The organism is Cytobacillus sp. Bac17 (assembly GCF_024519925.1).
Taxonomy (GTDB): Bacteria; Bacillota; Bacilli; order Bacillales; family Cytobacillaceae; genus Cytobacillus; species Cytobacillus pseudoceanisediminis.
Genome location: NZ_JALJRC010000012.1, coordinates 42,421 through 58,513 on the forward strand (window position 1 = coordinate 42,421; position 16,093 = coordinate 58,513).

The 16,093-nt window shown below is 42.0% G+C and carries 14 protein-coding genes; 4 read left to right on the plus strand and 10 right to left on the minus strand.

The window, feature by feature from the left end:
* Positions 1-445 precede the first annotated feature (445 nt).
* Complete coding sequence (locus tag NR125_RS15270; RefSeq protein ID WP_009333237.1) at positions 446-907, minus strand: DUF441 domain-containing protein; 462 nt, start codon at positions 905-907, stop codon at positions 446-448.
* A 226-nt stretch (positions 908-1,133) separates the two neighbouring features.
* Here NR125_RS15270 and ytvI point away from each other — a divergent pair, with 226 nt between their 5' ends.
* Complete coding sequence (gene ytvI, locus NR125_RS15275) at positions 1,134-2,255, plus strand: sporulation integral membrane protein YtvI (RefSeq protein WP_256815620.1); 1,122 nt, start codon at positions 1,134-1,136, stop codon at positions 2,253-2,255.
* Positions 2,256-2,415: 160 nt separating this feature from the next.
* On the opposite strand, the gene NR125_RS15280 is transcribed toward ytvI, so the two are convergent.
* The 8 genes from NR125_RS15280 to dnaE all read right to left on the minus strand — a co-directional run bounded on the left by NR125_RS15280 (position 2,416) and on the right by dnaE (position 13,540).
* Complete coding sequence (locus NR125_RS15280; protein WP_009333239.1) at positions 2,416-2,802, minus strand: FxsA family protein; 387 nt, start codon at positions 2,800-2,802, stop codon at positions 2,416-2,418.
* 127 nt (positions 2,803-2,929) lie between these two features.
* Positions 2,930-4,690, minus strand: a complete 1,761-nt coding sequence (pyk, locus tag NR125_RS15285; RefSeq protein ID WP_009333240.1) for a pyruvate kinase — start codon at positions 4,688-4,690, stop codon at positions 2,930-2,932.
* Between the two features lie 84 nt (positions 4,691-4,774).
* A complete protein-coding gene (pfkA, locus tag NR125_RS15290) occupies positions 4,775-5,734 on the minus strand; it encodes a 6-phosphofructokinase (protein ID WP_009333241.1) in 960 nt (319 codons plus the stop codon).
* 392 nt (positions 5,735-6,126) lie between these two features.
* On the minus strand, positions 6,127-7,104 hold the full coding sequence (accA, locus tag NR125_RS15295; protein ID WP_009333242.1) for an acetyl-CoA carboxylase carboxyl transferase subunit alpha: 978 nt from the start codon (positions 7,102-7,104) through the stop codon (positions 6,127-6,129).
* Complete coding sequence (accD, locus tag NR125_RS15300) at positions 7,089-7,967, minus strand: acetyl-CoA carboxylase, carboxyltransferase subunit beta (protein WP_009333243.1); 879 nt, start codon at positions 7,965-7,967, stop codon at positions 7,089-7,091. The genes accA and accD overlap by 16 nt, the downstream gene beginning before the upstream one ends.
* A gap of 162 nt (positions 7,968-8,129) precedes the next feature.
* The gene (locus tag NR125_RS15305; protein WP_050807810.1) at positions 8,130-8,693 is read right to left on the minus strand and encodes a FadR/GntR family transcriptional regulator; all 564 of its coding nucleotides are present in this window, start codon (positions 8,691-8,693) and stop codon (positions 8,130-8,132) included.
* A gap of 68 nt (positions 8,694-8,761) precedes the next feature.
* A complete protein-coding gene (ystJ, locus tag NR125_RS15310) occupies positions 8,762-10,000 on the minus strand; it encodes an NADP-dependent malic enzyme (RefSeq protein WP_009333245.1) in 1,239 nt (412 codons plus the stop codon).
* Positions 10,001-10,180: 180 nt separating this feature from the next.
* Positions 10,181-13,540 carry a DNA polymerase III subunit alpha gene (gene dnaE / locus NR125_RS15315; RefSeq protein WP_256815621.1) on the minus strand — a complete coding sequence of 1,120 codons (3,360 nt, stop codon included), beginning with the start codon at positions 13,538-13,540 and terminating at the stop codon, positions 10,181-10,183.
* 115 nt (positions 13,541-13,655) lie between these two features.
* On the opposite strand from dnaE, the gene ytrH reads away from it, so the two are divergent.
* Both ytrH and ytrI read left to right on the plus strand, forming a co-directional pair.
* Positions 13,656-14,051 carry a sporulation membrane protein YtrH gene (ytrH, locus tag NR125_RS15320; protein ID WP_019383072.1) on the plus strand — a complete coding sequence of 132 codons (396 nt, stop codon included), beginning with the start codon at positions 13,656-13,658 and terminating at the stop codon, positions 14,049-14,051.
* The gene (gene ytrI / locus NR125_RS15325) at positions 14,048-14,548 is read left to right on the plus strand and encodes a sporulation membrane protein YtrI (protein WP_009333249.1); all 501 of its coding nucleotides are present in this window, start codon (positions 14,048-14,050) and stop codon (positions 14,546-14,548) included. The genes ytrH and ytrI overlap by 4 nt, the downstream gene beginning before the upstream one ends.
* A gap of 27 nt (positions 14,549-14,575) precedes the next feature.
* Here ytrI and NR125_RS15330 read toward each other — a convergent pair whose 3' ends face one another.
* Positions 14,576-15,514 (minus strand): DHH family phosphoesterase, encoded by a 939-nt coding sequence (locus NR125_RS15330; protein ID WP_256815622.1) that lies wholly within the window; start codon positions 15,512-15,514, stop codon positions 14,576-14,578.
* Between the two features lie 140 nt (positions 15,515-15,654).
* Between NR125_RS15330 and NR125_RS15335 the strand changes: the two genes are divergently transcribed.
* Positions 15,655-15,960 carry a YtpI family protein gene (locus tag NR125_RS15335; protein WP_256815623.1) on the plus strand — a complete coding sequence of 102 codons (306 nt, stop codon included), beginning with the start codon at positions 15,655-15,657 and terminating at the stop codon, positions 15,958-15,960.
* Positions 15,961-16,093: the final 133 nt, after the last annotated feature.

A 16,093-nucleotide genomic window follows, 5' to 3' on the forward strand; every position in this document is an offset into this window, starting at 1 on the left:
ATGTCCACATTCTGTTTTATCTATACTATGAACACTTTTATAGGGCTGCTGGAGCCGTTGCAAAGTCGGCTGTATTAGCCGATCTACAGACCAAAACCATGAAAGGTGAAACTTCCATTTAGTGAAAGGGCACTCCACGATATACGGAAGAAATAAACTTTCTTTTGGCATGCATTCCATCGAGCGGTTGCTCGGTACTCTTTAAAAAAAAGAAAATGCTTACATTTTTTTCTGAATAGAAAAAATAAAATATATTAATAACATTTTAATAGAGCTTAACTGAATATAATAGGTACCGTGAAATAGGTTACGCTTACAAGTCCTATTATAAACAATTATCTGACTTTTGTGAATGAAAAGCACTTAAAATGTTAAAAAATATTATTTTCCAAAAAAAGTTTATTTACAATAATGCCCAAGGGCAATGAAAAACCTTTTGAATCCTTCATTTAAAGAGTTCAAAGATTTTCATTGCCATATACGCAATTCCTGCCCCTATCAGAGGACCGACGGCAACACCTTTAAAAAGGGAAACAGCAAGTATGGTCCCAAGAACAAGAGCAGTTGTTATATGAGGGTCTTCAGCCAGCAGAACGATGCCGCCTTTTGCCAAAAGCGCAACTGCAATCCCTGAGACAAGGGCAACCCATGCATAAGGGGACTTGAACGCTCCACCTAAATCCCGGAAGCCGATTTCACCGCTTGCTATAGGCGCCAGGACAGCGATTGTAATTATGGTTACGCCCCAGTTAATCCCTTTGGACTGCAGGAATGAAAAGGCTTTTGAATCGAGGCCGGCTGCTTTAAGGACAATCAATACAAAGACAGCAATGATCAATGATTGATTTTTTGCTATTACACCAATACCCAGCAATAGAATCAAAAAAATGAGCGATTGGGAAAACATTTGCTAATTCACCTGCCAGCTTTCTATATTATCGTAACATAATTTAATTCATTTTAATAATTTCTGAGTTCTTTACCGGATTTTAATAAATAGAATAAGTATTACTAGACAATAGCTAATTATTTTTAGCTTCATCAAAATTGATGTATGATATGACTAATAACATTACATAAAAACGGCAGCTGCAATGACTTAGTCTGTTCTAATTAAATAAGGAGGCTATTACTTGAACCCGGCATATATCTATCGGACCGTAAGATTTTTCTTTGTTATTGGAGTAGTGATCTTAAGTCTCTATGCTTTCTTATATTTATCCAAAGTGACTTACCCTTTCATTATTGGACTGGCCATTGCCTTTCTAATTAATCCCTTTGTCAACATGATGGAAGTTAAATGGAAAATTCCCAGGGCTCTTGCAGTCCTCATTGCTTTGATTCTTATCTTTGCCATTTTTGCTGGATTAATCACATTGCTGGTGGCAGAGATCGTATCAGGTGCAGATTATTTGGCAAAAGTAGTACCGCAGCACCTCGATACTTTAATTGACTTCATTGAGCAGTTCTTTGCTGGGCAAATCATTCCTCTTTATAACCAGCTTGCCAGTTTATTTAATAATCTTGGCACAGGCCAGCAGGATACCATAATGACGAACATAGAAAATGTCGGGAAGCAATTTGGCTCCACTCTGGGAGATTTTATCCAGGCATTCTTCGAGAAAATCCCAAATATCCTTTCCTGGTTTCCCAATGCAGCAACTGTCCTGATATTCTCGCTGCTGGCCACTTTTTTCATCAGCAAGGATTGGCATAGGCTTTCAGGCCTCTTCAGCCGCATACTGCCCAGCCGTGCAAAAAAGAGCGGCAGAACTGTATTTGCCGATCTGCAGAAGGCCTTGTTTGGCTTTGTCAAGGCACAGGCTACCTTAGTATCTATCACGACTGTTATCATACTTGCCGGACTGCTGATTTTGCGTGTCGATTATGCTATTACAATTGCACTGGTGACTGGCCTTGTCGATATAATACCCTATCTCGGAACAGGGCTGGTTTTTGTGCCATGGATCATCTATGAAGCAATCGGCGGAGAAATGAGCAGGGCAATCGGACTTGGCATTCTTTATATCATCGTATTGGTACAACGGCAGATTATGGAGCCAAAGATCCTTTCATCAAGTATTGGACTTGATCCTTTAGCTACCCTGATTGCTTTATTTGTCGGTTTTAAACTGATTGGATTTCTGGGCTTAATCGCCGGGCCGGTTACTCTTGTACTCATCACAACTCTTCATAAAGCTGGAGTATTCTGGGATATCTGGTTGTTTATAAAAGGCAATGAGGAAGCAGATTAAGATGATGATCTGAATGTGGGCATCCCTTAATCAGGCTATGTAATGGATTGCCTATTTGGCACTTGCATAATCAAAAGTGTGAATGCGCCCGAAAATAAAATGGCCAATAAAATAAACAAGCCGCTCCAATTTAAAGGAGCGGCTTTATATATAGCTTTTTTCACCTGATTATCGTGATTGTTCCCTTGTTCATCCATTTTTTCAGACCTATATACAGGATGTTTTTAAGTACTTTTCTTGCAGAAGGAAGAAGCAATGTAAATCCTAATGCATCTGTAATGAATCCCGGTGCAAGAAGCAGGGTGCCTCCAATAAGGATGCAGGCCCCATCAAGAATGGCATCTCCAGGCATTTGCCCGCAGCGCAGCTGATCCTGTATTTTTCTGATTGTTTCAAGACCCTGTTTTTTGGCCAGATAAGCACCGAGAACGCCTGTAAACAAGATAACCGCAAGAGTAGGCCATAGACCAATTGTGTTCCCTGATAGCAGTAAAACACCAATTTCAGCAGCAGGAACGATTATCATCAGCAAGAGAATGTAGCGCATCAAGCCACCTCTATTTTGTATAAGACTTACCTTTATTATACCAAACATGAAACTGAGAATATAACAATTTGTCTGTCCCAGGAATCAAAAAAAAAAGAAGGGCGAACCCTTCCTTTTTTAATCCTAATTACAGCACGCTTGCGTGGCCGTTATAAATTACGCCTCGCTGAGAATCGACTGTTACTTCCTGCCCATCTTTGAGAAGGGTTGTTGCTTTTTCAACCCCTACAATGACAGGTATGCCAATATTAAGGCCCACGACAGCCGCATGGCTTGTAAGTCCGCCTTCTTCTGTAATAAGTGCACTGCATTTTTCAATGGCAGGGACCATTTCACGGTCAGAACCGATAGTAACCAGAATAGAGCCTTCTGTTACTTTTGCCAATGCTTCCTCTGCATTTCTTGCCACAACGACTTTTCCAAAGGCAGATTTGCGCCCGATTCCTTGTGCCTTAGCCAGGATATCCCCCACTACATGAATTTTCATTAAATTGGTGGTACCAGCTTCACCAACAGGCACACCAGCTGTAATAACCACTAAATCTCCTGATGCGACAATTCCGCTGTTCACACTTTCCTCAACTGCAATATCAAGCATATCGTCTGTAGTAGACGCTTTTTGGCCAATTTGAGGATAAACACCCCATGTTAAAGATAAGCGCCGTGATACATAGTCGTTTGAAGTGACAGCAACAATAGGAGCTTTTGGACGGTACTTTGAAATCATCCTTGCTGTATGGCCGCTTTCAGTCGGTGTAATAATGGCGTTAACATCCAGGTTTAGAGCTGTATGTGCCACTGATTGTCCAATGGCATCTGTAATGTTATGTTCATTATCTTTGCTTCGGTTTGATAGAATTTCTTTATGATCCAAAGCAGATTCTGCTCTTGATGCGATGTTGTGCATCGTCTGCACAGCCTCGACAGGATAAGAGCCCGCAGCCGTTTCACCGGATAACATGATAGCATCAGTACCATCAAAAATGGCATTTGCTACATCACTCGCTTCTGCGCGTGTTGGACGGGGGTTGCGCTGCATGGAATCCAGCATTTGTGTTGCAGTAATGACAGGTTTACCCTGTGCATTGCACTCTTTAATTAATTTCTTTTGCACAAGCGGAACTTCTTCTGCCGGAATTTCGACACCAAGGTCTCCGCGCGCTACCATAAGACCGTCGGAAATTTCAAGAATTTCATCAATGTTATCTACACCTTCCTGATTTTCAATCTTAGGAATGATGTTGATATAAGAGGCATTGTGCTCCTCAAGCAGCTGTCTGATTTCTAAAACATCAGACGCTCTGCGGACAAAAGAAGCGGCAATGAAATCTACGCCCTGTTCGATTCCGAAGATGATGTCCTGAGCATCTTTCTCCGTTATGCCAGGAAGATTCACAGATACACCCGGAACGTTGACGCCTTTTTTATTTTTAAGTGTTCCGCTATTTAAGATTTTTGTGTGAATTTCACTGTTGGCTTTATCGATTTTTGTTACTTCAAGTCCAATTAAACCGTCATCAAGCAGAATTTTGCTTCCTGTGTGTACATCTTCAATTAGCCCTGCGTATGTAACAGAAAACTTTTCTGCTGTTCCTTCAACCTCGTTCATGGAGATAATAATGTTTTCCCCAGCTCTCAGTTCAATCGCACCTTCCAGCATATTGTTTGTGCGGATCTCCGGCCCTTTTGTGTCTAAGAGGATTGCTACTGTCTTTCCTGTCTTTTCGGCAGCTTCACGGATGTTCTGAATTCGCTGTCCATGCTCCTGGAAATCACCATGGGAAAAATTTAACCGGGCAACATTCATTCCTGCTTCAATAAGCTGTGTTAACTTTTCAACACTTTCACTGGCAGGTCCAATAGTACAAACGATTTTCGTTTTACGCATTTTAATTTACCTCCTGATTTGATGCAGCTTGAATACCAGCACTGACAGCTTTATGCCGCTTGTGCCGGCTTATATCTGATTAGATTAAATAGACAGCTCTTTCGAAAGTTTGTATAGGTCCAGGTCAAGTGTATGCTCTCTATCCAATATTTCTATTATATCATGGTCAACAAGTTTATTATTTTGAATTCCTACCGCACGTCCGCCTTTGCCTTCAAGGAGAAGTTCTACTGCATGTGCTCCAAGGCGGCTTGCCAGCACCCGGTCGAATGCAGTTGGGGATCCGCCCCTCTGCATATGGCCAAGTACAGAAACCCGCGTATCAAAGTTTGTTGTATCCTTAATCTGCTTGGCAAATTCCACTCCGCTGCAGACTCCTTCTGCAACCACAATGATACTATGTTTCTTGCCCCGTTCATGTCCCTTTTTAAGTCTCTCTGCAATTTCATCCATACTATAGCCTGCTTCAGGAATGAGGATTGTTTCCGCACCGCCTGCTAATCCTGCACATAAAGCGATGTCTCCTGCATCTCTTCCCATTACTTCAATGATAAATGTTCTTTCATGGGAAGTAGCCGTATCACGGATTTTATCAATTGCATCAATAACCGTATTTAAAGCTGTGTCAAAGCCAATAGTATATTGGGTTCCCGGAATATCATTATCGATGGTGCCAGGTACGCCCACACAAGGAAATCCCTGCTCTGTCAAAGCTTTTGCTCCACGGTATGAACCGTCCCCGCCAATTACCACAAGACCTTCAATACCGTGCTTATTCATCTGTTCAATGCCTTTTTGCTGGCCTTCTTTTGTTTTGAACTCTTCGCTTCTTGCCGAATGCAGGACTGTGCCGCCGCGATGGATGATATCACCAACCGAACCAAGGTCAAGCTTCTTAATATTCCCTGACATTAAGCCGGAATATCCGCCATAAACACCATACACTTCAATATTATGATAAATCGCTTTACGGACAACTGCACGTACAGCTGCATTCATGCCAGGAGAATCGCCGCCGCTTGTTAATACTCCTATTTTCTTCACAATAATCACCCCGAATGTATATTTATATAAAATAAGAAAGCGTGTTGTCTGCTGAGCTGTTTATTCACAGCCTATAAATCATGGACACCGCCTGCCCAGGAATTTTGTATGTAATATAGGCTCTTCTTTATGTAAAGCAGAGCATAGTCTGCTTATCTTATTATTTAACAAAACGCTATTGAATATTTCTAAAATACCATGAAGAAGGGAGCATCTCAACTTTATCAGGCAAATTCAAGGAAATACAGAATTGTCGGGTAACTGAAAGCGGTTTAAATAGAAAAACCTGCATTTTTTACTTTGAAAGTGGTATTTGTATAAGCCTCCCGCTGACGTAGATGGCTTGTGCACTGAAATAGGCAAAAAATAAAAGCGTGCCCGAAAGCACGCTTTTATTTTACCCCAATAAATTCCTTTAAAAACGAATATTCACCAATGGATTTGAACTTGTTGTACCGGTGATCGATCAGCTGATCTTCAGAAAGATCCAACAAATCCTTCAATGATCGATAAAGGACCTCTCCGATTTCTGCAGCCTGTACCTTTACATCTTTGTGGGCTCCGCCCTTTACCTCTTCGATAATCTCATCCACAACACCTAATTCTTTTAAATCCGGAGCAGTAATTCTCATGGATTCTGCAGCCTTTTTGGCCTGCGTGGCATCTTTCCAGAGAATAGCAGCAGCTCCTTCTGGAGAAATAACCGAATAAGTGGAGTTCTCAAGCATATGAATATGGTTTCCCACACCGAGAGCCAGCGCTCCGCCGCTTCCGCCTTCACCGATGACGATACAGATAACAGGCACCCTAAGGCTGGCCATTTCAAACAGGTTTTTTGCGATCGCCTCACTCTGTCCGCGTTCCTCTGCGGCTTTCCCAGGATAGGCGCCCTTTGTATCAATGAAACAAATAATCGGCCTTCGGAATTTATCTGCTTGCTTCATTAGTCTTAATGCTTTTCGGTAACCTTCGGGATGCGGCATTCCAAAATTTCTGCGGATATTCTCTTTTGTGTCTTTTCCGCGCTGATGCCCGATGACGGTAACCGGAAGGCCCCTAAACTTTGCAATGCCTCCAACAATGGCTTCGTCATCCCCAAAAGCACGATCTCCATGACACTCGAAAAAATCCTCAAAAAGAAAGGAAATATAGTCCTGAGTGGTAGGCCTTGCGGGATGTCTTGCAATCTGCACACGATCCCACGGTTTCATATTTTCATATATATCGGCTTCTAATTTCTCCAAGCGCGCTTCCAGCTTCTCTATCTCAGAGGATAGGTCTACATCGGCTGTTTTTGTGAACTCTTTTAATTCAGCAATCTTTTTTTTCAGCTCCATAACCGGACGTTCAAATTCTAATTCTCCTGCCATTGGAAGTCACCTCCTGGTTGATGTATTGATAAAATGGCTGATATCTTGTCCTTTAACTCTGTTCTGGGGATGACTGCATCCAATTGACCGTGTTTTAATAAGAATTCTGCTGTCTGGAAGTCTTCCGGCAGTTCTTCACGGATCGTTTGTTCTATGATTCTGCGCCCCGCAAAGCCAATCAATGCACCTGGTTCCGCCAAATTGTAATCTCCCAGTGAAGCAAAGCTTGCAGACACACCGCCTGTTGTCGGGTGAGTCATGATGGAGATAATCAGGCCTCCATTATCACTGAATCTTTTTAAGGCTACACTTGTCTTAGCCATTTGCATTAGGCTTAATACGCCTTCCTGCATTCTTGCTCCGCCTGATGCGGTAAATATAATAAAAGGAACTCCAAGTTCATCAGCTTTTTCAATGGCACGGGTAATTTTTTCTCCGACTACTGAGCCCATGCTTCCCATTCTGAATGTGGAATCCATAACGGCCACTGCTATTTTTTGGCCATTTACAGTGCCTGTCCCAGTCACTACCGCTTCATTAATCTTTGTTTTTTCCCGATCCTTTTCTAGCTTTTCAATATAATCCGGGAAATTAAGAGGATTTTCAGATATCATGTTTGCGTTAATTTCATCAAAGCTATTGGCATCCAAAAAGCTTTCCAAACGCTCTTTTGAATTCATGGTGTGGTGGTATTGACAGTGGAAACACACTTTAAGGTTCTTAACCAATTCTTTTGTATACATGATCTTCTTGCAGTTCGGACACTTTGTCATGATTCCTTCCGGCACATCCTGCTTTGCCGTTTCCGATGGAATGGTTGCATATTTCTTCTTCTTCGTCTTAGTGAAAATATCTTTAAGCAAGATGAAACCTCCCTGATAATAGCTGAATCAATTCCATTAATTTCAACAGTGGTCAGACCACCGATTTAAAAATGAATGCCTAACTCTACTAGGCTCCATTAATGCTTGTCTGATTATTTAAATATAGAGGATATCAGCTATAAAATTTGCAAAAAATTGTCGTTAGCCTTTCGACAATTTTCTCAGATTTCTATATACACGAATAACTTCGGATTCATTTCTGGAAATCAATGTCTCAATCAGCTTTGCATATTGTTCCTTGGTTACCATCATTGTCTCCAGATCCAAAGAATTATAATAATCTTTAAGGATAATCCAGATGCGGAGGAATAGATGATTATCTGCAAGTGTGACGATTTCCAGAAAAAAGTCATCATCTGAGTAGTCTGCTTCAAGAGACCACTTTTTGAACCTAAGAAGCTGATCTTCTCCAGCCTTTTGAATGATTAGCCATAAACAATCAAGTTCGATCAAGAACTTGGTTTCTTTAACATCTCTGATGGATTTCTTATCCTGAAGAATAAACGTGCTAAGCAGCTGTACGAGCTGATGACCTCTAAAATCCCTCATAAAAGTCCCCTCGCCCCTCCTTGTCTCTATTAAGCCAAGAAGTTCAAGGGCTCTTAATGCTTCCCGAACGGAAGAGCGCCCGACACCCAGGCGCTCTGACAGCTCTCTTTCGGAAGGCAATCGATCTCCAGGCTTAAGTCCGTCATGTTCAATCATGGACCTAAGCTGTTTGACAATGCCGATATAAACCTTCGTGTTATTTTGAGGTGGATTCACGTATGGAGTCACTCACCTTTTCCAATGACAGCAAGTTGCTTCGTTTTTTCCTTTACTTCTTCAGGATCCACTTTAATGCGGGCAACACCGGTTTCCATTGCTGCCTTTGCCACTGCAGCGGCAACTGCAGGTGCGACACGGGGATCGAATGGCCCAGGGATGACATAATCCGCATTCAGCTCATCCTGATGAACCAAATTGGCAATGGCTTCTACAGCAGCTACTTTCATTTTCTCATTGATATGAGTTGCACGGACATCCAGAGCCCCTCTGAAAATTCCAGGGAAAGCCAGCACATTATTGACCTGGTTTGGAAAATCGGATCTTCCTGTCCCAACTACCATCGCTCCAGCTGCTTTCGCTTCATCAGGCATAATTTCAGGAGTTGGATTAGCCATAGCGAAAATAATCGGGTCCTGATTCATGGCACCAATCATCTCTGCCGTTAACGCTCCAGCCGCAGAAACCCCGATGAATACATCTGCACCTTTAATAACATCAGCTAGGCTTCCCTTGGCATTTTCACGATTCGTATACTTCGCTACTTCATTTTTTATCTCATTCATTCCCTGTGGGCGGCCTTCATAGATGGCACCCTTGGTGTCACACATAATAATATCGCGAACACCATAGCTGTATAGAAGTTTAATGATGGCAATTCCGGCCGCACCGGCACCGTTTGCCACAACCTTAATTTCATTCATTTTCTTTCCTGAAAGCTTCAAGGCATTCACAAGACCTGCAACAGTCACAATGGCAGTGCCATGCTGGTCATCATGGAAAACAGGAATATTTGTTTCCTTTTTTAGTCGCTCTTCTACATAAAAGCAATTTGGAGCAGCAATATCTTCAAGGTTTACGCCTCCAAATGTAGGTTCAAGAAGTTTTACAGTCTCAACAATTTTATCAACATCGGTCGTATTGAGGCAAATCGGAAATGCATCCACTCCTGCAAAACTTTTGAATAGTACAGCTTTACCTTCCATTACAGGCAGGGCGGCTTCCGGCCCGATATTTCCTAATCCCAGCACAGCTGTTCCATCGGAAACAACCGCAACCATATTACCTTTCATCGTATATTCATAGACAGTTTCCGGCTTATCATAAATCTCCTTGCAGGGCTCAGCAACCCCTGGGGAATAAGCAAGGCTTAAGTCTTTGGCATTTCGCACCTGTACTTTTGATTTAGATTCCAATTTCCCTTTATTAGCTCTATGCATATGCAGTGCTTCTTCGCGTAAGGTCAAAATTTTCACTCCTCATATTCCGGATAGGATTTATATATAAACATAGATCGACGAAGAAATACCTGCTGCCGTTCTGCTTGATTATCAGATGGCGCAGGGCTTATCCTTCGCTTCAGTGGTCAGACCAGTTTATTTTTCTTCTTACAAATATACCATAATTGTTATTGTTGTAAAGGGTAATTACTTTAAAATGACGTTATTCTGCCCAAGCACTTTCATAAGCAATTGAAGGAAATCTTCTGATGGCGAGATCAGGTCTTCTTCACCCAGGCGAATGGTTTTTCGGGAGCTTTCATAATATAAAACCACCTGAACCCGGCCTTCATTTTTCTTAAATAACTCTTTAAGCAAACGAAGATTTTCAGATGTTTCCCGATCCTCGGTAATCCTTAAATATAAAACTGGATCTTTGTTTTGCATTTTTTCAATTGCTTCCTTCACATCATCCAGATGCTGGACAATCAGCTGCTTCTTTCCGTCCCGTTCCTCAATCCTTCCTTCCGCAAAGACGATGCTTCCCTGGGAGCATTGCATTGAAAATCGGTTAAACACCTTTGGAAAAACAACTGCCTCCATATCCCCTGTCTGATCGCTCAAGGATAGAAATGCCATTGGCTCTCCTTTTTTCGTACGGATCTTTTTCACTTCGGATAAATATGCAACTGTTTTTGCCTTATTTGCATTTCTTTCGAGTTCAATCAGCGGACTGGCATCCAGCAGGTGAAAAGATGATTCGTAGATTGAAACCGGATGATCTGATAAATACAGGCCCAGCACATCTTTTTCAAATCTCAGCTTGTCCTCGGAACGGATCGGATCTACTTCGGTATATTTAGGCTTAGGAAAAAATTCATCATCCTCAAAGAAATCAGCTTGATCGTCTTCCGGCATAACAAGCTGGGCATGTTCCGCAGCCACATCCAGGCTGGCAAGCAGAACAGCTCTATCTTCCCCAAATTCATCAAAGCTTCCTGAATGAACCAGGGACTCGAGGACCTTGCGATTAACAGCTTTTGTTGAAACCCTTATGCAAAAATCAAACAGATCTTCAAAGCGCTTATTTTTCCTAGCCTGAAAAATATCCCTTAAAGCTGCAGCACCTACGCCTTTTATGGCTGCAAGACTATACCTGATTGAATCTTTCTCTACCAGAAACGAATAGCCGCTTTTATTTATGGATGGCGGGCTGAGCGCCAAACCCATCTGTCTCAGTTCTCCGATATACTGGGCAATCCTGCCTTCATTGCCTACTGCTGAAGTCAGCAGTGAAGCCATGAAGTAAAGCGGATAATGAGTTTTTAAATATGCCAGCTGATAAGCTATGAAACTGTATGCAACCGCATGGCTCCGGTTAAATCCATAGTTTGCAAACCGGACAATTAGATCATATATATCATGAGCAGCTTGTTCATTATAGCCTTTCTTTACTGCTCCCCCTACAAAATGGACACGCTCACGGTCAAGCACTTCTTTTTGCTTCTTGCTGACTGCTCTCCGAAGCAAATCGGCTTCACCCAGTGAAAATCCTGCCATTTTTGCAGCGATTTGCATTATTTGTTCCTGATACACGATGACACCATACGTATTTTCAAGAATAGGCTTCAAATCAGGATGCGGAAATATAATCGGCTTCCTTCCGTGCTTTCTGTCAATAAACAGCGGGATATTTTCCATAGGGCCGGGGCGGTAAAGGGCATTGACAGCCACAATATCTTCAAAGCGCGTTGGCTGGAGCCTTGTCAGCACACTTCGCATCCCCTCAGACTCAAGCTGGAAAATGCCTGTAGTATCTCCTCTTCCCAAAAGACTGTATACTGCCTCATCATCCAGGGGAATGTTTTTTATATCAATCTGTGTGCCTGTCTTTCTCTGTATAGAGCTTAAGATATTCTCGATTAGTGTCAGGTTCCTAAGACCGAGAAAATCCATTTTTAATAGGCCGACATCCTCAAGATGCTCCATCGAGTATTGGGTCAAATAAACATTCTCATGTCCCTTTTGAATGGGAATGGCCTCAACCAGCGGGTGCTCGCTGATTACAACGCCGGCAGCATGAGTTGATGTGTGCCTTGGGAGACCTTCCAGTTTGATAGCCGTTTCAAAAAGTCTGCGATTTAAATCGGATTCCTCGGTGAATCTTCTTAAAGGCTCTGATTCTTTGTAAGCCTCTTTGAGACTGATGCCCAATTTGGAAGGTACTTTTCTTGAAAGCATGTCCAGCTCTTTCGGATTAAGCCCAAATGCCCTGCCGACATCCCGTAGTGCCGCCTTAGCTGCCAATGTTCCAAACGTAAGAATTTGAGCAACATGCAACTCTCCATATTTCCTGGACACATACCGAATCACCTCATCCCTTCTGTGATCCGGGAAATCGATATCAATATCAGGCATGGAAATTCTTTCTGGATTAAGGAACCGCTCAAATAATAGCTGATGCTCAATTGGATCCACATCTGTAATATATAAGACATAAGCAACCATTGAACCGGCAGCAGATCCCCGCCCCGGACCGGTTAAAATTCCATTTTCTCTCGAAAACTTCATAAAATCCCAAACGATTAGAAAATAATCGCTGAATTTCATATTCTTAATTATATTCAGCTCATACTGCAAACGCTCCCTATGCTCACCATCTGCATCCGGATATCTGTCAGCAAAACCCTTCCAGCAAACTTCTGCCAATAGCTCATCGGCACTCATCCCTTTTACAGCAGGGTATTTAGGGAGGTTCTGTTTATCCAGCTCAAGCATAACATTGCATTGCTCTGCTATCTTAATCGTATTCTCCAAAGCATCCGGATAACCCGATAACAATTCTGCCATTTCCCCGGATGACTTTAAATAATACTCATCGCTCTTCAGCCGCTCTCTCGCTTCATCCTGAAGCTTTTCTCCATTTTTAATGGCCAGCAGGCACTCATGGGCAAAAGCATCTTCTTTTTTTATGTAACAAACACCATTTGAAGCCGCCAGGCCAATCCCGGTTTCCCCGGAAAGCTGAACCAGAAGTTCATGGTTTTTTTTCTCTTCACGCAGCCCATGATCCTGTATAGTGAAAAAGAATGAATGCGGCTCGAAAAGACTGCTGAAAAGTTCAGCTATTCTTTTTGCCTGGCCGTATTCACCCGCCTCAAGATAGTGTTCTATTTCCCCGTCAAGGCCGGGAGTTAAAGCAAACAATCCTCCTGCATAGTGCTTAAGCCATTTAACAGGGATGCCTTCAGGCGATTTTGTCTGGACTGTGCTTGTGATTTTTAATAGATTCTGAAAACCCTGCCTGTCTTTAGCCAAAAGGACCATCGGATAAGCTTCCCCTTCGGAAATCTCGCTTAATACATCCACAGAGAGGCCCAGGATTGGCTTTATGGACTGCTTAAGACATTCTTTATAAAAGGCAACAGCTCCGTACATGACATTCCGGTCCGTTAAAGCCAGGGCAGGAAACCTGTTTTCCCTGGCGCCTGACACTAGCTGTTCTATTCTTGCCGTGCTCGATAGCAGGCTATAAGCGCTATATACATGAAGGTGAATAAATGACACGTTTCTCACACCCTTAATTTCTCTGTATTTTCATTATAGAACGCCCGTTTCCAAAAAGAAAATATGTTCTCTTTTTAACGGCAGCTAAAAAACATATTTTTCTAAGTTTGTCCATATGATGAAGTATCAAGATAATTCTGGCAGGGCCATTCCTGCAGCGAGGATGGATGATATGAATACCCAGCCCTTTTTTTCCACTTTAATTGATAGTTATTTTATTGCTTTCGGTGTTTTGATAGGAGGTTCAATCATTGGAGGTATGGCTGCTTTTCTGACAGGAAAGCCTCCTTTAAATCAAATCTTCCAGATTTCAAATATGATACGCATCTGGGCTATCATTGCAGCAATCGGGGGAACCTTTGATACAGTTTACAGCTTTGAAAGAGGTGTCATGGACGGACAGACAAAGGATATATTTAAGCAATTCATGCTGATTCTTTCTGCTCTCGGAGGGGCCCAGACAGGCGCCATGCTTATTAACTGGCTGACTCAGGAGAACATTTCAGCATGAGGATACCGCCTTACTACCGATTGCCATCCTGGCAGCGCTTTTTAGCAGGAATGGCCCTAGGGGGCATCATCAGCTGGTTTATTTTTTTATTTGTTTTTGGGCAATGGCAGGAGAGATACAGCAAAGAAATCAAGCTTCAAAAGGATGCTATTTTTGAATTGGAAAAAGATAAGGAAATCTGGCAGGAGGAATTCAAAAAACTAAATAAAGAAAACCAGAAAAAACTGACTGTCCAGGATATATCCATTAAAATTGTCAACAGCGAAAAATATAAATTGGATTCCTTCAGTGTTTTTCAGCTGGAAGATGAAATAAAAGAGGATATTAGCATGATGGTTGCCAAAGACATCGATACTGTTTACAAAAGCAGCGAACTGATCAAGAAAATAATAGAAAATAAAACACATCGGGTAAATGAAAAGAGATACCGGGTCGAAGTTAAAGAACTGGTCATCTATACAACCGTCTCAATTGAATTAAATATCATGCTGGATTAATGCCCGGCTTTTGCCGGGCATTATATTTTAGTTAGCTTTGCAGACATCCTCCAAATCTCTTACAACCGATTCCATCTCTTCCCATGAATAAATGGAAGCTCCGGCAGCAAGAGGATGTCCTCCGCCATTATACTTTCTTGCAACTTCATTAATAATTGGACCCTTCGAACGGAACCGCACACGGATTTGATCGCTCTCCTCGATAAAGAAAACCCAAGCTTTTATTCCCTTCACATCGCCTAGAACACTTACAAGCAGGGAAGCTTTAGAAGGTACTGCCTGAAATTCTTCGAGCAGTTCTTTTTTCAGGATCATGACAGCTGCACCGCTGCCTCTCATTTCAAAATTTTGCAGTACATAGCCTTTCAATTTAACAATATTTGCGTCCAGCTCATACATCTTATCAAACAGTTCCGGCCGCGAAAAATTATAGTGAATCAGTTCACCTGCATATGCAAACGTCTTTTCTGTCGTGCTTGGATAGAGGAAACGGCCGGTGTCCCCTACTATTCCGGCAAATAACAATCTAGCAGCTTCATCAGACATTTTCAGACCCTGATCTTTGCCGAAAAGATAAAACTCATAAATCATTTCACTGGTAGAGCTTGCATCCGTATCAACCCACATCATATCTCCATATGGATCCATATTCGGGTGATGGTCAATTTTGATCAGTTTATTACCCGTTCCATATCTATCATCACATATCCGTTCCGCATTTGCTGTATCACAGACAATGACCAGCGCCCCATTATATGTATCATCAGATACTTCATCCAGCCTTCTCATATAATGAAGTGTTTCTTCTTCCTTCCCGACAGTGAAGATTGATTTTTCAGGGAATGAAGCCTTCAGGATTTCAGCAAGGCCTCCCTGTGAACCATATGCATCCGGATCAGGACGGACATGCCTATGAATAATGATTGTTTCATAATTTTTAATTTCATCTAGTATCTTTTGTTTCATGGCGCGCTCCTTTTTTCTGAATACTACTTTATTTTTACCATATCATCGTGAAAAGAAAAAGAAAACACAGCACGCTTATGGCAATTTTTTATTAATGAAGGTAAAATAATAAGAGATTGTCGAAACTTGGAGGTTATGAAATGCCTATCTTTGTTATCTTGATTATTCTCTCTTTTTCTTTCTATATTTTCTACAAAGTGAAATTCTTCAGAAGCAGACAGCCGGTTGAAAGACAATGGATATCAGCCAAGTCCAGGATTGCGCTTGGATCATTCGTCGCCATATTTGGCCTTAATCAGCTGTTTTTATACAATACAACAACAGCTCTTATTGTGGGAATTGTGTTTATCCTTGTTGGGGTATTAAGCATATGGGGCGGCATGAAAGCATATAAGTTTTACATGCCTCACGCTGCAAAAGAAGCTGAGGAAGCAAGGAAGAGTTAAATTTAACCGGATTTCCGTAAGTGCCTGCAAAAAAAGCCGTTCAAAATGTGAGCGGCTTTTTCTTCATCAGATGGAATATATATCCTTGAACGCTTATTACTGTCTAATGCAAGCAGCCGGCCCCCTCGAGATG

What these genes read in the sequence shown, in the direction of transcription:
- NR125_RS15270 (WP_009333237.1), bottom strand. Translation starts at nt 907, where the DNA reads ATGTTTTCCCAATCGCTCATTTTTTTGATTCTATTGCTGGGTATTGGT.
- NR125_RS15280 (WP_009333239.1), bottom strand. Translation starts at nt 2,802, where the DNA reads ATGCGCTACATTCTCTTGCTGATGATAATCGTTCCTGCTGCTGAAATT.
- pyk (WP_009333240.1), bottom strand. Translation starts at nt 4,690, where the DNA reads ATGCGTAAAACGAAAATCGTTTGTACTATTGGACCTGCCAGTGAAAGT.
- accA (WP_009333242.1), bottom strand. Translation starts at nt 7,104, where the DNA reads ATGGCAGGAGAATTAGAATTTGAACGTCCGGTTATGGAGCTGAAAAAA.
- NR125_RS15305 (WP_050807810.1), bottom strand. Translation starts at nt 8,693, where the DNA reads ATGATTGAACATGACGGACTTAAGCCTGGAGATCGATTGCCTTCCGAA.
- ytrH (WP_019383072.1), top strand. Translation starts at nt 13,656, where the DNA reads ATGATGAAGTATCAAGATAATTCTGGCAGGGCCATTCCTGCAGCGAGG.
- ytrI (WP_009333249.1), top strand. Translation starts at nt 14,048, where the DNA reads ATGAGGATACCGCCTTACTACCGATTGCCATCCTGGCAGCGCTTTTTA.
- NR125_RS15330 (WP_256815622.1), bottom strand. Translation starts at nt 15,514, where the DNA reads ATGAAACAAAAGATACTAGATGAAATTAAAAATTATGAAACAATCATT.
- NR125_RS15335 (WP_256815623.1), top strand. Translation starts at nt 15,655, where the DNA reads ATGCCTATCTTTGTTATCTTGATTATTCTCTCTTTTTCTTTCTATATT.